The sequence below is a fragment of the Parapusillimonas sp. JC17 genome, assembly GCF_052180245.1.
In the GTDB taxonomy this organism is placed as follows: domain Bacteria; phylum Pseudomonadota; class Gammaproteobacteria; order Burkholderiales; family Burkholderiaceae_B; genus Parapusillimonas.
In genome coordinates, this window is record NZ_CP197474.1 from 2,724,171 (window position 1) to 2,745,289 (window position 21,119).

The following is a 21,119-nucleotide window of genomic DNA, read 5'->3' on the forward strand; positions in this document are numbered from 1 at the left end:
TCGTGTCGCTAGAGAATGGGGGTGAACAGACGGGCCACCCCGTCGCGCAAGCGGATGGCCAGCGGGCGGGCGCGCAACGCCATCGCCGATATCTCGTCCGCCGCATCACGGGCGGCATCAAAAAGGGATTCCAGCCGCGTAGACAACGCGGTGTCGTACACCTCCACATTGAACTCGAAGTTCAGGCGCAGGCTGCGTGCATCCCAATTGGCCGAACCCAGGCAGCACCACTTGCCGTCTACCAGCATCAGCTTGCTATGGTCGAACGGGCCAGGCCGTTCGAAGATGCGTACACCGTGCTCCAGCACCTGCCAGTAGTGGGCGCGCGCGGCCCATTGCACCGTGAGATGGTCACCGTTCGCAGGCGTCAGCACGTCGACACGCACGCCGCGCAACGCAGCCGTACTCAGCGCCGCGATCATGGGCTGATCGGGGACGAAGTAAGGTGTCCAAATGCGCACCGAATGCTTCGCCGCGCTCAAAGCGCCCATGAAGGTCCAGCGCATCCTGTCCAGGGCCTCGTCGGGACCGGCCTCGATGCCGCGCGCCCAAGAGGTTCCTTGCTCATCAGCCGTTGCGGGCGATTCGCGCCAGAAACCCTCGCTGAGCCGCTCGCCCGTGGTATCGCACCAATCATCGGTGAAGCACTGCATCAGATGCGCAACCACCGGCCCGCGCAGACGAAAGTGCAAATCGTGACAGGCCTGCTCCGGCGCATCGGGCCGCCAATACGGGCTGAAGATGTTCATGCCGCCGGTGAAACCCGTCTCGCCATCGATCACCAGCAGCTTGCGGTGATTGCGCAGATGCGCGGCATGCAGGCGCGCGGGAATCAACGTCGGGTTGAACGTCGCCGCCGGAACGCCGGCGCGTTGCAAGGCGCGGTAGGCGCTGCGGGGCGTCCAGCGGGCATAGACGTCGTCGATCAGCACCCGCACTTGCACGCCGCGCTCATGAGCCCGGCGCAGCGCATCGACGAACTGCGCCCCGATGCCTTGGCTGTCGAAGATGTACGAGGCCAGGGCGACGCTGTGCCGCGCCGACTCGATGGCAGCGAGCATGGCCGGGTAGGCCTGCTCGCCATCGACAAGCGGCTCGATACGGTTGCCGCCGGTCAGCGACTGGCCGGTGGAGCGCCCCACCAGGTGCGCCAGACCGGCAAGCAGCGGCGATACAGCCTCGGGCATCGTGGGAGAGAGGTCCTGCCGAACAGCAGGATCTGCCCCCGGGAAGCGCCGCCGCGCCCGCCGCTGGTAACGGTTGATGCCGAACAGCCCATACAGCAGCGAACCGCCCAGCGGCAACAAGGTGATCAGCAGAACCCACAGCGTGGCCGATCGAGGGTCACGCTTGTAGATGACCGCGTGCCCCGCTGTGGGGATAGCGACCGCCAGCGACACGAGGGTGGCTGCCCATGTCAGCCCGTTGGGGTCGGACACGACAGCCTCCCATCGCTCAAGATTCGCCGCCCGCCGGCTTCTTCTTGCGCGTAGCCTTGCTCTCGCCGTTCGGCGGTGCCTCGGCCACGTTCGCGGCATCGGGCTTTTCAGGCTCGGCCGGCTGCGCGGGTGGCTCCTTGCGCTCGAAGACCACCCGTTCGGCCTTGTCGTCCCAGCGTGCGCTGGCGTGATCGGCCTTGCCGATACCGCCACCTAGCATCTCGCGCGCCAGAGCGGTTTCCAGCTCGCTGCGGATCAGCCGCTTGAGCTCGCGCGCGCCGAACTCGGGTTTGTAGCCTTCCTCCGCGAAGTGGTCGATCAACGTCTGATCGAAGGCGAGCGTCACGCCCTGGCTGGCGGCGTTGCGGGCCACACGATCGAGCTGCAGGCCGACGATATGACGGATCTCTTCCTTGCCCAGCGCGTGGAAGACGATGATTTCGTCGATGCGGTTGAGGAACTCGGGGCGGAAGTGTCCGCGCAGCACATCCATCACCTCAGCCTTGGTCTTCTCGTATTCTTCGCCGGCGGCACCACGTGCCTTCAGCCGCCGCTGGATGATGTCCGAACCCAGATTCGAGGTGGCGATGATGATGGTATTGGTGAAATCCACCACCCGGCCCTTGCCGTCGGTGAGCCGACCGTCGTCGAACACCTGCAGCAGGATGTTGTAGACGTCGGGGTGGGCCTTCTCGATCTCGTCGAGCAGCAGCACGCTGTAGGGCTTGCGACGCACTTTCTCGGTCAGCTGACCGCCCTCGTCGTAGCCGACGTAGCCCGGGGGGGCGCCCACCAGTCTCGCCACGGTGTGGCGTTCGCCATACTCCGACATGTCGATGCGCAACAGTGCGCCCTCGTCGCCGTAGATGGCTTCGGCCAGGGCCTTGGCCAGCTCGGTCTTGCCGACGCCGGTGGGCCCGAGGAACAGGAACGTGGCTACCGGCTTGCTGCCCTCGCGCAGGCCGGCGCGCGACAGCCGCACCGCATCGGCGACGGCGCGCACCGCTTCGTCCTGCCCGACCAGGCGCTCGTGCAGACGCTGCTCCAGGTGCAGCAGCTTCTCGCGCTCCTCCACCGTCAGCTCGTTCACCGGAATGCCGGTCAGGCGCGAGACGATCTGGGCCACGTGCTCGGCCTTGACCTCGGCGCTGCCCGAGGCGCGCTCGCGCTCCCATTCCTCGACGCGCTTCTTGAGCTCGGCCTCCTTGGCTTCGATCCGCTTGCCGATCTCTGCCGCCTTGTCGTATTGCTTGCGGGCTGCCACGTAGTCCTGCTCACGGCGCAGCTGGTGCAGTTCCGCCTCCAGCTCCTGCACGGCGATCGGACGTGCCGTCGCAGACAGCTTCACCCGGGCGGCGGCCTGATCAAGCAGGTCGATGGCCTTGTCCGGCAAGAAGCGCGCGGTGATGTAACGGTCGGAGAGCTCGGCGGCGGCGATGATCGCTTCCTCCGAGATGCTGACCTTGTGGTGCGCTTCGAAGGTGTCGCGCAGACCACGAAGGATCATCATGGTCTGTGCTACCGTCGGCTCGGGCACCATCACCGGCTGGAAGCGACGCTCCAGCGCGGCATCCTTTTCAATGTACTTCTGGTACTCGTTGAGCGTGGTGGCACCGATCAGGTTGAGTTCGCCTCGCGCCATCATCGGCTTGAAGACGTTGGCCACGTCGAGCCCGCCTTCGCCGCCACCCTGGCCGGCACCAACGATGGTGTGCACCTCGTCGATAAACAAGATGAGTTCGCCCTGGTGTTCGGTCACTTCCTTGAGCACCTTCTGTACACGCTCCTCGAACTCACCCCGGTACTTGGCCCCCGCGACCATGGCGTTGATGTTCAGTTCCACCAAGCGCTTGTCGCGTAATGTCTCAGGCACTTCGCCGGCTACCATGCGCTGCGCCAGCCCCTCGACGATGGCTGTCTTGCCCACCCCCGGCTCGCCGATCAGTACCGGATTGTTCTTCTTGCGCCGGGCCAGCACCTCGATGGTGGTCTCAATCTCCTGTGCGCGGCCGATGACCGGATCGAGCTTGCCGTCACGCGCCATTTTGGTGAGGTCACGCGAGTACTTGTCGAGCTCAGGTGTGTTGGTCGGCGTCTCAGCGCGACCGTCCTCGGCCCCCTTGCCGACCACCTTGCTCACCTGTTGACGCAGCGCCTGCGGCGTGAGGCCATATCGGCGCAGCAGGTTGGCGGCCAATCCTTCGCCTTCCTCTGCCAAGCCGATCAGGAAGTGCTCCGGGCCGACATACGAGTGACCCAGTTCGTTGGACGCCACGAAAGCACGACTCAGTGCATCCTTGACGCGCGGCGACACGCCAATTTCGCCCTCGAACGGCTTGTCACCGCGTCTGGCTTCAGATTCGATCTGTCGCGTGAGATCATCGACCTTGATCTTGAACTGACCGAGGATGGTCTTGATTACGTCGCTGTGGTTCAGTGCCAAAAGCAGGTGCTCGGTATCCACTTCCGGACGACCGAACTCGGCCGCATACTTGGCGGCTTCCTGAAGCAACGCCTCTGATTGCTCGCTGATGCGGCTAGCGAGTCCGCTGCCTCGACGGCGCGGTGCACCTGATCCCGCCGAAGCCGGTTCGCCAAAGGAGGCATCGACCACATCATCGGTATCGGTAGTAACAGTCGTCGACTCGTCACCAATACGGAAAAAGTCGCTGCCCAGAAAGTCCTCAAACAGACCGCTGCGCGCGCCAAACAAGGCTTCCAGCGGAGAAACGGTGCGCTTCTGCTGGCGCACGAGGTGGCGGTAATGATCATCACAGAGCAGCATGGTGCTGTGACGACCATTGAGATTGGCTTCCACCCGCACCGTGGCGGGCTGACCGCAGACTTGGCATTGTTTTCTGGCCATGCTGACACTCCTTAACTTAGAGAGACAGCGAGGCACCTTATGGCACAGTGCCGCGCCGGTCGTTTGATTACTTTCGATGTGAAAAAGTTGGTTGAGGGCGTCAGCTATTGACCGGGATTGAACGCCCCTGTTTTGGTGCACTGACCTCACGCTTGTCCATGGTGATCGTCAGCACTCCGTTCTTGAAATTGGCTTTGATCGAATCCTGGTTGGCATCATCTGGCAGATTCAGGGCGCGCTGGAAACTGCCATAGGAGCGTTCGATGCGGTGAAAGCCACCCTCTTTCTTTTCCTGCTCCTGACGCTTCTCACCACGCACTACCAGCACGTCGTTGTCGAGGGTGATCTGGATATCCTTCTCCTCAACACCGGGAAGTTCCAAAGCAATCTTGTACTGTTTGTCGCCTTCCTGGATGTCCAGGGCCGGCTTCAGCATGCCCGGCCAGTCGGCTGGCAAGCGCGGAACGGCCAGTGCAGGAAATCCAAATCCCCGAAATGCATCATCGAACAGACGATCAATCTCGCGATGCAACTGCAAGATCGGACTGACCGCCCCTCCTGGCACTGGAGCATCATTGCGCTGCACAGGCAGACCAGAAGAGGCGGTTTGCTGCTCCTCCTGCTCTTTCTTGAACCAGTTCCAGGGTGCCAACTTCTTGAAGTCAATGTCCATGTTACACCTCCAAGTAGAGAAGATTCAGTTAACTCGTTTGCCTGCTGCGACGGACATTGCGCGGCTGCGACAAGTCCTGCTCGGGTGATCTCTGCTGTTCACGTTTGCGCATCACCTCCTTCTTCGTGCTGGCTTGCGTCTGATCGGCAATCCACTGATCAAGCTCGCCTCTCCGAAATCGCCATACACTACCCACTTTGAAAGCGGGGATCTTCCCTTTGGCGGCGAGTCCATACAGTGTTCGTTTACCGATCTTTAAATGGACGGCCAACTCATCGAGCGTAAGGATCAATAGATGGCCGGCTTTTATCGCACTTTCTCCATGCTCCTTCATCTGCGCGAGATTGCAAATCTTTGAAAAGATTACTCCGAACAACAAAAAAATCAAGGACACAAGGCATAGATGCTCTTCCCGTTCACACGGATACATGCCAGACGGCCGATCTATGCCCTGACGGGTACCTGGTCAGTCCCGGCGTGTTCCAGCGCTATGCGCAGGAACATCCCCAGGTGGATGTGCTGGTCAGGCAGGACAAGCAACAGGATTGGCAGTGGGTGCAAAAGCGCTTTTAGAAACTGCAGCTACACCGCAAGCACCCAAATGGCCTGAACATTTGGACCTGTGAAGTCACGGGCCCGAGGAAGTCCCGCCGACTGCATGGCTACCTCCTCGAAAATGGGTCCTTGGCACTCGCCGAAATACCGACCAACAATCCCTATCTTGCTCTGACTCAGGAAGGATGACGCGACTCGGGCAGCGACCGTCACCACCGTGTGGCGACGATCAATGCCCCGCGAAGCTGGCAACATTTGGCGAACTAAGCTACTCGGCCCGCGCCAACTCCCGTGCAAGAAACGGAGCGGTTCGGCTGCCAGACTTTCGGGCCACCTGCTGAGGGGAACCCGCCGCCACGATGCTGCCGCCGGCAGCGCCCGCGCCTGGCCCTACGTCGATCACCCAGTCGGCTTGGGCCACCGCACGCATGTCGTGCTCGATCATCACTACGGTATTGCCGGCATCGACCAGGCGCTGCAACTGCACCAGCAGCCGGTCGGCATCCGACGCGTGCAGCCCGGTGGTCGGCTCGTCGAGCACGTACAGGCTTCGGCCGCGCTGGCTGCGCTGAAGCTCGGTCGCCAGCTTGATGCGCTGCGCCTCGCCACCGGAAAGCTCAGTGGCCGGTTGCCCCAGGCGCAGATAGCCCAGTCCGATATCGCGCAGCAGTTGCAGTGGCCTTGTCACAGCGTCTTCACCCGCGAAGAATTCGCTGGCTTCGTCCACGGTCATCTGCAGCACCTCGGCGATGTTGCGCCCGTTCCATTGCACCTTCAGCGTGGCCTCGTTGTAGCGTGCGCCATGGCACGTCGGGCACGGCGCGTACACGCTGGGCATAAACAGCAGTTCCACGCTGACGAAGCCCTCGCCCTCGCAGGTCTCGCAGCGCCCCTTGACGACGTTGAACGAGAACCGTCCGGCATCATAGCGGCGGCGTCGGGCATCGGGCGTGGCGGCGAACAGCTTGCGCACATGGTCGAACAGACCCGTGTAGGTAGCCAGGTTCGACCGCGGCGTGCGCCCGATCGGTTTCTGGTCCACCTGCACCAGACGCTGTACGGCGTCCACGTCGCCCGCCAGATGGCCGCCGGTCGCTTCGATCACTGCCGGCCCTTCGCTGGTGGCGCTTTCGGCTACATCGTCTTCCGGCTCGTGGCCCAGGTGCAGCAGCACCAGCTCCGGCAGGGCCTGCGCGACGAGGCTGGACTTGCCCGAGCCGGAGATGCCGGTGACGGCCGTCAACACGCCCAGCGGAATGCGCGCATTCACGCCATGCAGGTTGTGGCGGTGAATGTCTTGCAGCTCCAGCCAGCCGGTCGCTTCGCGTGCCCGGCTTCCCGGCGCGGGGATCTCATCGAACAGGTAGCGTGCAGTACGCGATTCGGCAATCTTGCGCAGGCCATCCAGCTCGCCGCTGTAGAGCACGCGGCCGCCACGCTCCCCAGCATCCGGCCCGACATCCACGAGCCATTGCGCGCGGCGCATCAGGTCCAAGTCGTGCTCCACCACGAACACCGAGTTGCCGGCGTCGCGCAGCCGGTCGAGTGCGTCGTACAGGGCCTGGCTATCGGAGGGGTGCAGGCCCGCGGAGGGCTCGTCGAGCACGTACACGACACTGAACAGCAGGGAACTCAATTGCGTGGCCAGCCGCAGGCGCTGCAACTCGCCGGCCGAAAGCGTCGGCGTGGCCCGGTCCAGCGTCAAGTAGCCCAGGCCCAGCCCACGCAGTTGGCGCAGGCGTGCCATCACGCCACCGGCCAGGCGCTGCGCGGCGAGGCGCTTTTCTTCCGATAGCGCCGAGGTGCGGCGCACGTCGGGCGATACCGCATGGACGGCGCGACCGGAGGCCGCGCGTTCGGCACGGTCGCGTCGGGTCGCTTCCTTGTCCGTAGCCGCCCCCGCTGCATGGGCGCGGAAATCGCCCTGGGCGATGGGTTCGAGCAAGGCCGCCAACTGGTCCAGCGGCATCTGCATGAACGCGCCGATGTCCACGCCGGCGAAGGTGACCGACAGCGCCTCGGACTTGAGCCGCTTGCCGTGGCAGGTGGGGCACGGTTTGCCCTCCATGAACCGGGATACGCGCTTTCTCATCAGCGCGCTCTGGGTGTTGGCAAAGGTGTGCAGCACATACCGCCGGGCGCCGGTGAAGGTGCCCATGTAGCTCGGCTCCATCTTGCGCTTGAGCGCGGCGCGGGTTTCGGCGGGCGTGAAGCCGGCGTACACCGGCACCGTCGGTGTTTCCTCGGTGAACAGAATCCAGTCGCGATCCTTCTTCGGCAGGTCCTTCCACGGTCGGTCAACGTCGTAGCCCATGCTGACCAGGATGTCGCGCAGGTTCTGGCCTTGCCAGGCGGGGGGCCAGGAGGCGATCGCCCGCTCGCGGATGCTCAGGGAGGGATTGGGCACCATGATGGCCTCAGTCACCTCGTACACATGGCCCAGGCCGTGGCAGGTCGGGCACGCTCCCTGCGGCGTGTTGGGCGAAAAATCCTCGGCGTACAACATCGGCTGGTTGGCGGGATAGGCGCCGGCGCGCGAATACATCATCCGCACCAGGCTGGACAAGGTGGTCACACTGCCCACAGAGGAACGCGCGTTGCTGGAGCCCCGCTGCTGTTGCAGCGCCACCGCCGGCGGCAGGCCGTCGATCGCATCGACGTCCGGCACGCCGGCCTGGTCGATCAGTCGCCGCGCATAGGGGGCCACCGACTCGAAGTAGCGCCGCTGGGCCTCCGCATAGATGGTGCCAAAGGCCAGCGAGGACTTCCCGGAGCCGGAGACACCCGAGAACACCACCAGCGCGTTACGCGGGATGGAGACGTCCACCTCCTTGAGGTTGTTCTCGCGCGCGCCACGCACCTGCACGAGGCCGCTGGCCGCAGCGGTACAAGAGGATTCACCGAAAGAATTGTTTGGCATGTTCTTATCCTGTAGTTCGTCCCGCTCAGGACGGGACTTCCTGAGTGCGGGTGCCGCGGCGGCTGGCTTCGAGCGCTGCGGTGAGAGTGCGGGCGTCGTAGCTGCCGCGCAGGCGGCGACCCTCGATGAAGAACGTAGGAGTGACGTGCGCACCGCTGGCGACCGCGCTGACGAGGTCACGCTCGACACGCTCTATCACTGCGGGGCTGTCGAAATCCGCGATGAACCGATCGATGTCAAGACCCACCTCGGCGGCGTAGCCGATCAAGTCCTCTCGCTCCAGCGCATGCTGACGGGTGAACACGAAGTCCAGCCACGGCCAGAACATCCCCTGGTTCGATGCCGCCTCGGACGCCCGCGCGGCGATCGGCCCGTGGGGGTGGTGCGGCAACTGGCGCACCACATACCGCAGGTCGTCCCCGAAGTGGGCGCGCAGATCGTCCCACGAACCGGTGGCGTGTGCACAGTACGCGCACTCGAAGTCAACGTACTCCACGAGCGTGAGCTGGGCGTCCTCCGGACCGCGGATGTGATCGACCTCCGGATCGACTGGTGGCTCAAGTACCATCGGCAAATCGGCAGTCTCCTCCCCCCACTTGAGAGCGGCGACCTTGAATATGAGCCACCCCAGCAACGTGGCGAGTACCATCGACACGAGCACCCCGACCGTCGCCTGGCGGCCCAGGTCAGAGGTCGTACCGAACGCGAGCCCGATGATGAGCAGCGACACGGTGAAACCGATCCCGGACAGCGCCGCACCACCGAACACGCTCCCCATCCCGACGCCCACCGGCAGGCGCCCCAGTCCGAGGCGGACCGCGGCGAGTGTGATGAGCCCGATGCCCAGGAGCTTGCCGAGCACGAGGCCCGCGATGACGCCCCAGGTCACGGGCGAGCCGAAGGCCTCAGCGAGCAGCCCACCACGCAGGTCCACCCCGGCGTTCGCCAAGGCGAACACCGGCACGATCAGCAGCGCTGTCGGCAGCCGCAGGAACTCGTGCAGCCGCTCGTTCACCGAGATACCCTGGGACAGCCCGCAGTCCACTGCGCGAGCCGATGCGGCACTTGGAGACTGCCAGAAGTCACGGAACAACTGTCTTGCCGCGACGACCTTGTGACGTTGCGTTGCGTAGGCGGGGATCAGCAGCCCCGCGGCCATCCCGGCGAGGGAGGCATGGATGCCGGAGTACACGGTCGCGAACCACAGCACGATCACGATCAACACATAGGGCGTTGCCCGCCACTGGCGGTTGCGCCCTAGCAACCACAACCCGACGAGACTGGCGAGGGCGATCAGCAACGGGACGACCCGGATCTCCTCGCTATAGACGATGCCGATGATGGACACGGCGAGGAAGTCATCGACCACGGTCAGGGTGAGCAAGAACACGCGCAACTGACCGGATAGCCGCGGGCCGACGATCGCCAGGGTGCCCAGCATGAACGCCGTATCGGTACCGACCACCGCCCCCCACCCGTGCAGGCCCTCACTTCCGGCCAGCCCCACGATCAGGACATACACCAGCGCGGGAAGCACGACACCCGCGACCCCCGCGATCAGAGCGAGACGGGCACGGCTGCGGTCCCTGAGCGACCCGTGGGCGAATTCCTGACGCACCTCCAGGCCGATCAGGAAGAAGAAGACGACCATCAGGCCGTCGTTGACCCAGTGATGCAGATCCATGTGCAGGCCCAGCGGCCCGAAGTCAAACCCGACGTCTAGGTGCCACAACTCGAAATAGGCGTTGGATAGCGGCGAGTTCGCCCACACGAGCGCCACAACCGTGACGATCACCAGCAGCACCGCAGCGCCAGACTCCGTGCGTAGATAGTGGGCAACGCGTCTGCGTCTGATATGCGCCGAGGATTCACCGAAAGAAGAGGCTGGCATGTGCTTATCCTGTAGTTTGTGAGATCACGATGGGCTGGTTTCGGATGGACCGATCAGGCGTCCGCCTCTGGCGACGTCTCATCATCGAGCGAGCGCAGCCAAGCGAGTCTTTCTCCCGGCCTGCGCTCAACACCTCTGTCCGTTGGCTGATACCAACCCGGCCGCGCCACGCCCTCGGGAAAATAGGTTTGCCCAGCGGCATAAAAGGCTAGAAATGGTGTCCACTTAAATCAGGTGGACACCATCGCCTTTGGCGTCGGGGCCAGGAAGGTGTGTTGGCCGGACGGATACACAGAATCGGCCAAAAGCGGTCATCAGGGCTGGCTTGAATCGGGGCCGAAGGATTACGCTCTCAGCCCCATAATTGCTGGTCAGACAGTTACCACGATCTTGCCGATCTGCTGATTGGCTTCAAGGAAACGATGGGCATCCTGGATGTCGCTAAGTGCGAATGTCTTTGCGATGATCGGGCGCAACGTACCGGACTTCAACCCTTGCAGAATAAAAGCCTTCGCTCTCTCTAGGGCTTCAAGGTCGGCCACAATCTCTGCGTAGATATAGCCCTTCAAAGTCAGGCTTTTGCCCAGCACGGTAAACAGTGGGAATGGTGTCGGTTCAGAGCTAAGTGCGCCGTACACCAGCAAAATTCCGCCCCGCGCCATGCTCTGCGTGAGAGGTTCAAAGGACGGCCCGCCTACAGGATCGAATACAACGCGAGCGCCTTGACCGGCAGTTATCGTCATAACACGCTCGACGATATCCTCTTCATCGCTGACGATGACATGCGCAGCGCCTGCATCAAGTAGGGCTTGCTTCTTCGCCTGAGTTCGAGTGATCGCAATCGATGTGGCGCCGACCATACGAGCCATTTGGAAGGCGGCCAAGCCAACACTGCTTGACGCGGCGGTAACGATGACAAAATCGCCCTGCCGTAGCTTCGCCTGTTCAATCAATGCCCCCCAGGCGGTGACGTACTGCATCCAAGACGCCGCAGCCTCTTCAAAGGACAAGTTCTCAGGGCTCTTTACCACCAGGTAGGCCGGTACATTGGCCAACTCGCCGTAGGTGCCCCAACGAGCAATATCCAGAGGTGGGATCAGAGCGACCGAGTCACCAATCGTGATCTCGGTTACGTCGCTCCCAACTGCCGTTACGATGCCTGCGGCCTCGTAGCCTAAGCGGCTGGGGAACTCCGCTTCTTGCAGGTATGCGTGATTGCGGAACATCACTTCGGCTCGGTTCAAGCCAATGGCTTTAACACTAATCTGCACCTCGTTTGCTGCTGGTGCCGATACTTCCAGATCTTCCAGCTTCAGAACGCTGGCGTCACCGTATTCATGAATTCTGACAATGCGTGCCATATAGATACTTCGTTAATCAATGGGCCTCGACATACATTCGGAAGGTATCCGGGCACTCGAAAGGTGACGAAAGTTTAGTCATTGATTGGCGCTAGATAAAGGCCTATGATGGCGCATTACTAGAAACAGAGTGTTTATAATGGATCGCCTGACCCAGATGGCCACGTTCGTCAAAGCCGTTGAGCTGGGTTCATTCAGCGCCGCTGCGGACGACCTGAATCTGTCCCCTCAATTGGTAGGGAAACAGGTGAAAATGCTCGAACAACATCTGGGTGTTTCCCTGCTGCACCGGACTACGCGCAGGCAAAGCCTCACCGACTTCGGCAGGGCGTTCTACCCGCGAGCAAAACTGATCCTTGCAGACATGCAGTCTGCCGAGAACCTGGCTGCCCTCACTCGGGGCACACCAAGCGGCCGCCTTCGCATCAACGCGCCGGTCACGTTCGGAATTCGCACGCTTTCGCCACGCCTGCTGGAATACATGGTTCGGTATCCTCAGGTGTCTGTTGACCTAACGTTATCGAACGAACTGGTCGATATCGTTGATGATGGTTACGACGTGGTATTTCGCATCGGCGAGCTGGTGAGCAGTGGGTTGAAGGCAGTGCCACTGGAGCCCTATCAGATGGTTTTATGCGCTGCGCCGTCCTATCTTGCACGTCGCCCTCCCATCATCAATCCGTGGGATCTACAGCAGCAGGAATGTCTGGGGTTTACCTATTCTGATGGCCGCTCACACTGGAGCTTCGACAGTCCGGAGGGGCGTATAGATGTTCCTATTACAAGCAAATTAACGATCAATCAAGGTGATCCACTGCTGGCAGCGGCTGTAGCTGGTCTAGGTGTGGTTCTACAGCCGATAGAGTTGGTTAGCGATGCACTGCGCGATGGGACACTGGTGCGTCTGTTGCCGCAGTACCCAGTGCCGAATACCGCAATGCACATCCTCTATGCCCCTGACCGAAGAATGACTCCAAAGCTGCGCAGCTTCTTGGAGTTTGCGCGTGAGGCTTTTGGGCAGCGAGGCCCTCTCTAACGCACGAAAATCAATGTCTGCGCTATCCGGTATTCGTAAAGGACGACGATTACCGTGGCTCACCGGATATGACCAAGCACCCCTTGCTGAGGAAGTACCTGCTGTAGCACTTCGCGGCGGAAGTCGAAGAACTGAAAGATGCCATGTTCGTTGGCTTGGGGCCGCAGGTCCAGAGCGTGCTGGACCGCCTGATCCAGGAGCGGGTTCTGAATCCCGACCGGGTGATTGGCGGCATGCTGCACCGCTCCGGAAACTGCACCTACAGGATCAACTACCTCATCGGCGACAGAAGCGCGCTGGTCCCGGACGCCAACAGCCCTGTGCCTTACGACCAGGTCCGGCGAGCATTTCGGGAGCGGTTCGTCACCGCCTGATCGAACGTCGGATGAGTGGATGCGGACGCGGGTTCAATTCCGCAAACGGGAATAGAACTGGCGTCCTGTCTGATGCGCTCGGTTGGTGACCCGACCAGGGCAGAACTGGTAGGATTGCGGGCATCAAGGGCCGGATTCCGCACCTTTCTGCAGGAGTTTGCAGCGGTCGCAAGGCGCTGAGTTACATAGGTTTGGCGCAGGGTTCCACCCCACCACCAATACTGAAGCCCCAACTGTTATCAGTTGGGGCTTTTTCTTGTCTGTTTGCGCCGGTTCCGGCGTGTTGTTGGGGGTTCCTGCGAACGCCTGCGGACTTCGCCAGCCGGCTGAATTGGCCGATCCGAGCCACATTTCGCTCTCTCCTAGCCATTCCTCGCTCCCAGGAGCTGGCCCGAAGTCCGCAAAGGCCACAAACTAGCTCCATATAGCTCAACAAGTTACGCGCGGACGAATCAAGCGGTTGGATTGGAGTATTGTTACCCGACGGATACACGCATTAGTTTCAGTACGGATTAGTCGGCTGCAGTGATCGCCCAAAGCCTGGCCCGCTGCTCATCCCATAGCGCTGGCGGATCGACCGCCAGATCAAACAGCGTGACGTGGTTCGGCAATGCGTCGTCCAGGAAAATGTCCGCACCCCCGACTTTCAAATCGCCCGAAGTCTGGCTCGTCCCGACGGCCGCCGGTGCCGCCATGTTGCAAATAGTCGGTATTTACCGACGAAACAGAACATCTCAGCCAGCACTGACCTGCGTCGCGACCGTCTTGGTCGACGTCGCCAGGCACGACTCCTCGTAGGCCTCGATGTCCACCTGCCGGTAGAGCACCCGGCCGCAGAGCTTCAGGAAATTGGGTCCGATCCCTCGCTGCGCCAGCGTTCCAGGGTGGCCTCGCTGATGCTCCAGCGTGCGGCCAGTTGTTTTTGATTGAGGTGAGCGACTTCCATCTTGGTCTCCTTCCGAATGAGTTGGCAGGAGTCCATGAAGGCGCTGTTCCGCTCGCCAGCCAAGCGATAGTTGTGACCATCTCATCCCAATGAGGGACCGTGGCGCAGTTCAGGCATGTATTCGGCAAACTGCGCGACACTGGGTGCAAATGGGTGTCAATTTGGAAGCAAGACACGCAAAAAATTCCCGATCGGGAAATATATAGCTAATCCACGACCTAATCGCACTCAGCATTCCCGATCGGGAAATATCGCTTGCACATAGTCCGGTTGTGGCTGATAATTTCCCGAACGGGAAACTGAGCAAGCCATGACATCCATTCGATCACCCCAACAACTCGGCGATGCACTGCGTGCCGCTCGCAAGCAGCTCGGGCTGACCCAGCCCCAGCTGGCGCTGGCGGCAGGGGTGGGTGTGCGCTTCATTGTCGACCTTGAAGCAGGCAAGCCCACCTTAAGACTGGAAAACGTACTGCGGGTCATTGATGCATTGGGTGGAGAGGTCCAGTTGAGCGGGTGGCCATCATCTGTGACCAATGATCAACGCGAGGGTGGCGACCATGGCGCATGAGCTGGAAGTCTGGCTATTCGCAGATCGTGTCGGCACGCTGGCGCTGGTCGATGGGCGGCTAAACTTTTGCTACGCACCCGGTTGGCTGTCACACAAAGACGCCGTTGCCTTGTCCGCCTCACTCCCCCTGCAAGCGGAGCCGTTCGACGATCGCAGAACGCGCCCCTTCTTTGCGGGTCTTCTGCCTGAAGGGCAAATGCGCCGCCTGATTGCGCAGCAGTTCCAGGTGTCTGGTCAAAACGACTTTGCGCTGCTGGACCACATCGGCGGCGAATGCGCCGGGGCCGTGACCTTCCTTAAGCCCGGCCAGGCTTTGCCTGCGCCAACACGCAGCGATGACGTTCAATGGCTGAGCGACGACGAAGTCGTTGCCATCCTGGATGAATTGCCGCGCCGCCCCATGCTGGCTGGCAAAGACGGCTTGCGGCTTTCTTTGGCGGGAGCCCAGGACAAACTACCGGTGGTCTTTGAGGGGGCACGCATCGGGCTGCCCCTCAATGGAACACCCAGCTCGCACATCTTGAAGCCAGCCATTCACGCGGTTGACGATAGCGTGATCAACGAAGGGTTTTGCATGGCGCTGGCTGAGGCCATGCAGCTCAAGCCCGCGAAATCGAAAGTTCACTTTGTGCTGGATCGCTCGTTTCTGCTGGTTGAACGCTACGACCGACTGATTGATGCCCAGGGGCAGCGGCAACGGCTTCATCAAGAGGATTTTTGCCAGGCACTGGGCGTGGTGCCCGAAATGAAGTACCAGAATGAAGGTGGACCAGATCTGGTCCAGTGTTTTGATCTGGTGCGCAGTGCGACGCGCCCCAGCGCACCGCAAGTCCTGCGACTGCTCGACTACGTGATCTTCAATGCGCTGATCGGCAATCATGATGCGCACGCCAAGAATTTCTCTCTGCTGTACTCAGGCAAGACACCCGTTCTGGCACCGTTTTACGACACGCTCTCGACGGCGGTGTATCCAACCCTGACGCAGAAGATGGCGATGAAAATCGGCAGCAAGTACAAATTCAGCGAAGTCCAGGCGCGGCATTGGGAGCAGTTCGCCGAAGGCGTACGCTTTACCAAGGCGCAGGCCAAACGGCGCATTCTGGAGTTGGCAAAGTTACTGCCAGCGACGGCGCGCAAGCTCCAGTCTGACCCCGGACACCGTTTTGCTGGCAATGCCGTGGTTGAGCAAATCAATACTTTGATTGAGCAACGCTGTGCCCTGACGATTCGGAGGCTCACCGACCCCGCCGCCGACAATGACGCAGCTGCCGAGACCTCCGTTTGAACCACCATGCGGACGCGGGTTCGATTCCGGGTTTGGGATTTGAACTGGCACTGGAACGCAGACGGGTTTGATGCCCGTTCCCGGCGACCGGCATGGCTGGAAAACCTGCTTGCAGGTCTACAATCCGGCAGGCTTTTCGATGGAGTTCGCAATGGTTCGCAGCAGCCCGCAGCGCTTCGATTCCGTACTTTCAATAGTCGTTTGGTGCGGGGTGCTGCCCCACCGAGACCCTGCAGGAGTTCGAATCGTCACGCACGAACCCCCAGAAACCCTCACTAGTCCGCACGGCCCGATGCTAGGTCGTTGATTTTCAACAAGTCGCTCGATCGATCCGCGCTTGCGGACTGCGGACTTCCAATGGGCCGGAAATCTGGCTCGCCCAGACGGCTCTCGGTACCGACACGTTGCAAACAGTCGGTACTTCTCGATAACTACCCGACGAATCGGAACATCTCAGCTAGCCCTGATGTTGCCCCTGCTTGCTGACGCAGCTTGGAAGTTCTGGCTGCAATATTGCCCCCCAATCGCTGTGGAAGGTAGCTCCCTGGCAAGTGCAATCAAGGGGGGATCGCTGCGTAGGGCCGTGTGCCCCCCATCCTGCAGCGTGACCTGACTGGGTCAAGGCCGGGTTGTCATGCAGGCAGTTTGGCTGCAAGCAGTTCGACCTTCTCGATATTGGGCGGAGAACTGAGCAAGGTCGCGGCGTTGGCCATCAAGGCCGCGGCGATCTGGCCGTTCAGATGTGCTTGGCGACCTGCCTCATCGGCAAAGGCATCGAACACACCGAACGTCGAAGGGCCAAACTTCAATGCGAACCAGGCAGTGGTGCCGGACTCGGCGTTGGCGAGCGGCAGTGCGCTGGCCAGGAAGTCGGCAAGCGCAGCCTCCTGGCCGGGTTTGGCTTCGAGACGAACAAACAGGGCGAGCTTGGTCATACTGTAATCCTTTGGGTAAATGGGTTAGGTGAAGGGCTCGACGAGACTGCAGTCTAAGTCTTCATGACAGCCATCTCTATAGGCAATAATGACAACTTTGATATCATTGTTGCCATGAAACTCCACATCCTTGTTTGTGATGGCGTGTTTGATCTGGGGCTTGCGGCGCTCACTGACACAGTGGGCTTGGCCAATGCGATGTCGGGCTCGCTGCCACAGGCTCCCGCGCACATAGAGCTCACTCTGGTGGGCGTGCGGCGTCGCATCCGAACTGCGCAAGGCTTGACGGTCCCCGTGGTCACTGCGCGTGGTGTGCCGGAACCAGACGTCGTGCTCGTGCCCGCGTTTGGTGACAAGATGCCTGACACGCTCTCGGCTCGGCTCACACGCCCCGACGTGCCCGATGCGGTCACCGCGCTACAGCAGTGGTCCACCGCTGGCGCGCACCTTGGTGCCGCCTGCTCCGGTAGTTTCTTGCTTGCAGAGAGTGGCCTGCTTGATGGGCATCGTGCAACGACGTCATGGTGGCTGGGGCCGATGTTTCGGCAGCGGTATCCGAACGTCACGCTGGACGAGTCACGCATGATCGTGAACTCGACACGCTTCACTACCGCGGGTGCCGCTTTGGCCCACGTCGACTTGGCCTTGCGCATCATCCGGGGGCGCAGTCCGGCGCTGGCGGCCCTAGTGGCACGCTATCTGCTGGTCGAGGCACGCAGTTCGCAAGCCGAGTTCGTAATTCCCGACCACCTTGCGCATGCCGACCCGATGGTGGAGCGCTTCGAGTGCTGGGCCAGACGTCGGCTCGCGAAGGGGTTCTCGCTGGCCGAGGCGGCCAGCGCCGCGGGCACAAGCGAGCGCACCTTGGCGCGGCGGCTGCAAAGCGTTTTGGGCAAGACACCGCTGTCGTATTTCCAGGACCTGCGCGTGGAGCATGCCGTCCATCTCTTGCGCACCGGAAACGCGAGCGTCGACCAAGTCGCCGCACAGGTCGGGTACTCGGATGGGGTGACCCTGCGGGCCCTGTTGCGCCGCAAGCTGGGCCGGGGTGTCAGGGAGTTGCGACGCGGTGGATGACCAGAGGCGTTTGGCGTATGTACGGCTGGAGACTGCCAGGAAACTGACGCAGGCCAAACGGCGCATTTGGACAAACTGACAAAACTACTGCCCGCCACGGCGCGCAAGCTCCAGTTTGACCCCGGACAAAGTTTTGCTGGCAATGTCGTGGTTGAGCAAATCAATACCTTGATTGAGCAACGCTGTGCCCTGACGATTCGGCGGCTCACCGACCCCGCCGCCAACAATGACGCAGCCGCCGAGCCCACCGTTTGGGCTACCGTGCCGACACGGGTTCGATTCCGGGTTTGGGAATTGAGCCGACATCCCATCGCAGACGAGTTTGATGCCCGTTTCCGGCGACCAGCATGGCTGAGAAACCTGCTTGCAGGTCTACAATCGGGCAGGCTTTACGATCGAGTTCGCAATGGTTCGCAGCAGCCCGCAGCGCTTCTATTGCGTACTTCAATAGTCGTTTGGTGCCGGGTGCTGCCCCTCCACCAGAATTTCCAATAAAGCCAATAAGTTAAACAATAGCCAACTCAAAAGTTGGCTATTTTTTTGGGCTCTTCCCCATTTTTGACGGCTGGCATCCTGCTTGCTGCGGTTCCTCAAGCTCCGGTCATCCGGCTCGACGAACAGCACGCAGGGAGAATGATTTGAACAAGACTTTCAACAAGGCTCGAACCGCGACGCGTTCCGTCTCGGTTGCCGCTCGCAAGCTCGAACGTTGGGACCGGACGCGCCCCGATTTTCCCGGCGAACACCTCATCGTCGCCTTGGCGGGAATTGCCCTTCTTGTTGCGGCCGGCCGGACCCGCACCCCGATGAGATCGATGCTCTTGACGGCTGCCGGAACGGCCGCCCTGGGACGCGCGGCCAATGGCCGCGGCGGCCTTGCTCGTGTCGCCTCGTGGCTGGTGGGCAAGTAACTGGAACACTGTTCGGGTGGCCCGGCATGAATTGACGCCGGCCTAGCGTCCTGCACTGAGCTTGACCGCATCAAATGCGTTCTGGCAGGCAAACTCTGCGGCGGGCACTGGGCGCCCGAGCAGATAGCCTTGCTGAGAGTCGCAGCCCAGTTCATTCAGAAAATCCAATTGGTCCTGGGTCTCGACGCCTTCGGCCACGATCTTCAGTTGCAGCGCCTTGCCCAGGGCGATGATGGCCGACACGATGGCCGCGTCTTCGGTGTCACGCACCAGCTCGCTGATGAACCCCCGGTCGATCTTCAGCTCGCTGGCGGGCAGCCGCTTGAGATAAAGCAGGCTGGAATACCCGGTGCCGAAATCATCAATGGAAATCTTCACACCCAGCTCATCCAACTGCTCGAGGATGTCCATGCTGTCGTCCACATTACGCATGGCGGTGGACTCCGTGATTTCCAATGTCAGGAATTCGGGCGGGAGCTCGTGCCGCTCGATGGTGGCCCTGACCGTCTCGATCAGATCGGCGTGGGCAAACTGCAGCGGCGAGAGATTCACCGACACAGTCCAGTCGTGCCCCTGCCCACGCCATACCTTGAGCTGCCTGCATGCTTCATTCAGCACCCACTTGTCGATGTCCATGATCAATCCGGTTTTTTCCGCCGTGGGTATGAAAAGATCGGGCATGACCAAGCCACGTTGCGGATGCAACCAGCGCACCAGGGCCTCGGCGCCCTTGATCGGGCCATCCGGATCGTCGTACTTGGGCTGGTAGTGCAAGACCAGTTCATTTCGGTCTACGGCTTGGTGCAGGTCCTGCACCAGTTGCAGATGTTCTTCCGCATTGGCGTTCATCGAAGGGTCGAAGAATGAATAGCCATTGCGCCCCACGTCCTTGCGGTAATACATGGCGGCATCCGCGTTGATCAGCAAGGCTTGAGCATCCAGCCCGTCTTCGGGATAGATGGCAATGCCGATGCTGGTGGAAAGACGCAGCTCGAATCCTTGTATGCTGTACGGCTTGGAAATGATCTCGACGACCTTGGAGGCCAGGGTGGCGACGTCCTCGGCATCGCCGATCTGGCTAAGCACCACAAACTCGTCGCCTCCGAAGCGGGCCACGGTGTCCTCTCCGCGGATGCCTGCCTTGATCCTTTGGGCCGTCTCGATCAGGAGCGCGTCGCCGACAGCATGGCCGTATGCGTCATTCACCGCCTTGAATCCGTCCAGGTCCATGAAGAGCAAGGTAAAGCGGGTCTTGTTGCGCAGCGCCGTTTGCCTGGCCTGCTCGATGCGGTCTTCGAGCAGGGCGCGGTTGGGCAGCCGGGTCAGCGCATCGTGCAAGGCCATGTGTTCCAGCGCCTTGTTGGCCTCATGCAGTGAAAGGTGCAGCGCGCCGGTATGAGAGGCGTGCCGGCTGTCCAGCATGGTGATGATCAGGGCGATGGCAAGCACGGCAATCGTCACCATGGCGACCAGAATGGATAGCCAGTGAGTGTCGACGCCCACGTTGGCGGCCCCGCATATGCTGCCTATCGGAAATTGCGCGGCCTGCATGCCGCTGTAGTGCATTCCGACGATGGCGCAGCCCATGACCACGGCAGCGATGATTTTCAGGATGGCGCGGTACGAGGCCCGGCGTCCCAGGTGAGAGGTGATCCAGAGAGCGGCGCCCGAGGCGCTGACGGCGATGATCAACGACAATGCGAACCAGGCGGGGTCATAGACGATGCGGGGTGTCATCATCATGGCTTCCATGCCCAGATAGTGCATGCCGGCCACACCCAGTCCCATGATGACGGCGCCCGCGCAAAGGCGCGGCATGGTCAGCCTGCGGCGGCAGGCTATCCACAGGGCGAAGGCAGAGGAAGCAACGGCCACCAGCAGCGAAAGCACGGTAAGCCAGGCATCGTAGCCCAGTTCTATCGGCAGGCTGAAAGCCAGCATGCCGATGAAATGCATGGACCAGATGCCCAGCCCCATGGCAAAGGCGCCGCCGCCCAGCCACCAGCCGGCCGCCCTGCCGCTGGTCTTGGTGATCTGGCTGGCCATGCTCAATGCGGTATATGACGCAAGGATGGCGACCAGAAAAGAGAAAACGACCAGAACGGTGTTGTAACTACTTTGAAGCATAAAGTGGAGTCCTGGCGGCCTGCGGGCAATTTGAGAATGATGTTTGGCTGTCCGTGTTGGTGACGAGCATACTTCACTCGGCATCGAAGCTCCACCACCGGCTGCATATCATGCGCCGTGCAGCGTGGCTGCCAGGCCACTGATCCGCGTGG

General features: G+C 61.4%; 17 protein-coding genes and 2 pseudogenes. 8 read left to right on the plus strand and 11 right to left on the minus strand.

The window, feature by feature from the left end:
* Positions 1-8: 8 nt before the first annotated feature.
* The 4 genes from cls to ACSBPU_RS13210 all read right to left on the minus strand — a co-directional run bounded on the left by cls (position 9) and on the right by ACSBPU_RS13210 (position 5,372).
* Complete coding sequence (gene cls, locus ACSBPU_RS13195; RefSeq protein WP_442592547.1) at positions 9-1,439, minus strand: cardiolipin synthase; 1,431 nt, start codon at positions 1,437-1,439, stop codon at positions 9-11.
* A 16-nt stretch (positions 1,440-1,455) separates the two neighbouring features.
* A complete protein-coding gene (clpK, locus tag ACSBPU_RS13200; RefSeq protein WP_442592548.1) occupies positions 1,456-4,305 on the minus strand; it encodes a heat shock survival AAA family ATPase ClpK in 2,850 nt (949 codons plus the stop codon).
* Positions 4,306-4,405: 100 nt separating this feature from the next.
* Positions 4,406-4,978, minus strand: coding sequence for an Hsp20/alpha crystallin family protein (locus tag ACSBPU_RS13205; RefSeq protein WP_442592549.1), 573 nt, complete (start codon positions 4,976-4,978; stop codon positions 4,406-4,408).
* 28 nt (positions 4,979-5,006) lie between these two features.
* Positions 5,007-5,372 (minus strand): helix-turn-helix domain-containing protein, encoded by a 366-nt coding sequence (locus ACSBPU_RS13210; RefSeq protein ID WP_442592550.1) that lies wholly within the window; start codon positions 5,370-5,372, stop codon positions 5,007-5,009.
* Between the two features lie 65 nt (positions 5,373-5,437).
* Here ACSBPU_RS13210 and ACSBPU_RS13215 point away from each other — a divergent pair.
* Positions 5,438-5,722, plus strand: a pseudogene (locus ACSBPU_RS13215) (conjugal transfer nickase/helicase domain-containing protein); the annotation flags it as partial.
* Positions 5,723-5,801: 79 nt separating this feature from the next.
* Here ACSBPU_RS13215 and ACSBPU_RS13220 read toward each other — a convergent pair.
* The 4 genes and pseudogenes from ACSBPU_RS13220 to ACSBPU_RS13235 form a co-directional block, all read right to left on the minus strand.
* The gene (locus ACSBPU_RS13220; protein WP_442592551.1) at positions 5,802-8,453 is read right to left on the minus strand and encodes an excinuclease ABC subunit A; all 2,652 of its coding nucleotides are present in this window, start codon (positions 8,451-8,453) and stop codon (positions 5,802-5,804) included.
* Positions 8,454-8,478: 25 nt separating this feature from the next.
* Positions 8,479-10,344: a Na+/H+ antiporter NhaA gene (nhaA, locus tag ACSBPU_RS13225; RefSeq protein ID WP_442592552.1), complete on the minus strand. Its 1,866-nt coding sequence runs from the start codon at positions 10,342-10,344 to the stop codon at positions 8,479-8,481.
* 53 nt (positions 10,345-10,397) lie between these two features.
* Positions 10,398-10,547: pseudogene (locus ACSBPU_RS13230) on the minus strand (recombination factor protein RarA); the annotation flags it as partial.
* Between the two features lie 168 nt (positions 10,548-10,715).
* Entirely contained in the window at positions 10,716-11,705 is a 990-nt protein-coding gene (locus ACSBPU_RS13235; RefSeq protein ID WP_442592553.1) for a zinc-dependent alcohol dehydrogenase family protein, read from the minus strand.
* Between the two features lie 139 nt (positions 11,706-11,844).
* Here ACSBPU_RS13235 and ACSBPU_RS13240 point away from each other — a divergent pair, with 139 nt between their 5' ends.
* Together ACSBPU_RS13240 and ACSBPU_RS13245 are read left to right on the plus strand one after the other, a co-directional pair.
* The gene (locus tag ACSBPU_RS13240) at positions 11,845-12,741 is read left to right on the plus strand and encodes a LysR family transcriptional regulator (protein ID WP_442592554.1); all 897 of its coding nucleotides are present in this window, start codon (positions 11,845-11,847) and stop codon (positions 12,739-12,741) included.
* 143 nt (positions 12,742-12,884) lie between these two features.
* The gene (locus ACSBPU_RS13245; RefSeq protein ID WP_442592556.1) at positions 12,885-13,115 is read left to right on the plus strand and encodes a hypothetical protein; all 231 of its coding nucleotides are present in this window, start codon (positions 12,885-12,887) and stop codon (positions 13,113-13,115) included.
* 512 nt (positions 13,116-13,627) lie between these two features.
* Here ACSBPU_RS13245 and ACSBPU_RS13250 read toward each other — a convergent pair.
* Positions 13,628-13,810, minus strand: coding sequence for a hypothetical protein (locus ACSBPU_RS13250; RefSeq protein ID WP_442592557.1), 183 nt, complete (start codon positions 13,808-13,810; stop codon positions 13,628-13,630).
* A 561-nt stretch (positions 13,811-14,371) separates the two neighbouring features.
* Between ACSBPU_RS13250 and ACSBPU_RS13255 the strand changes: the two genes are divergently transcribed.
* Positions 14,372-14,632: a helix-turn-helix transcriptional regulator gene (locus ACSBPU_RS13255; protein ID WP_442592558.1), complete on the plus strand. Its 261-nt coding sequence runs from the start codon at positions 14,372-14,374 to the stop codon at positions 14,630-14,632.
* On the plus strand, positions 14,622-15,917 hold the full coding sequence (locus ACSBPU_RS13260; protein WP_442592559.1) for a type II toxin-antitoxin system HipA family toxin: 1,296 nt from the start codon (positions 14,622-14,624) through the stop codon (positions 15,915-15,917). The genes ACSBPU_RS13255 and ACSBPU_RS13260 overlap by 11 nt, the downstream gene beginning before the upstream one ends.
* Before the next feature lie 632 nt (positions 15,918-16,549).
* On the opposite strand, the gene ACSBPU_RS13265 is transcribed toward ACSBPU_RS13260, so the two are convergent.
* A complete protein-coding gene (locus tag ACSBPU_RS13265) occupies positions 16,550-16,852 on the minus strand; it encodes a putative quinol monooxygenase (RefSeq protein ID WP_007182542.1) in 303 nt (100 codons plus the stop codon).
* A 63-nt stretch (positions 16,853-16,915) separates the two neighbouring features.
* Here ACSBPU_RS13265 and ACSBPU_RS13270 point away from each other — a divergent pair, with 63 nt between their 5' ends.
* From ACSBPU_RS13270 to ACSBPU_RS13280, 3 genes are all read left to right on the plus strand, one after another.
* Positions 16,916-17,929 carry a GlxA family transcriptional regulator gene (locus ACSBPU_RS13270; protein WP_033471737.1) on the plus strand — a complete coding sequence of 338 codons (1,014 nt, stop codon included), beginning with the start codon at positions 16,916-16,918 and terminating at the stop codon, positions 17,927-17,929.
* 66 nt (positions 17,930-17,995) lie between these two features.
* The gene (locus ACSBPU_RS13275; RefSeq protein ID WP_442592560.1) at positions 17,996-18,424 is read left to right on the plus strand and encodes a hypothetical protein; all 429 of its coding nucleotides are present in this window, start codon (positions 17,996-17,998) and stop codon (positions 18,422-18,424) included.
* A gap of 143 nt (positions 18,425-18,567) precedes the next feature.
* On the plus strand, positions 18,568-18,840 hold the full coding sequence (locus ACSBPU_RS13280) for a hypothetical protein (protein WP_442592561.1): 273 nt from the start codon (positions 18,568-18,570) through the stop codon (positions 18,838-18,840).
* A 42-nt stretch (positions 18,841-18,882) separates the two neighbouring features.
* On the opposite strand, the gene ACSBPU_RS13285 is transcribed toward ACSBPU_RS13280, so the two are convergent.
* Positions 18,883-20,967: a putative bifunctional diguanylate cyclase/phosphodiesterase gene (locus ACSBPU_RS13285; RefSeq protein WP_442592562.1), complete on the minus strand. Its 2,085-nt coding sequence runs from the start codon at positions 20,965-20,967 to the stop codon at positions 18,883-18,885.
* Between the last annotated feature and the right edge of the window lie 152 nt (positions 20,968-21,119).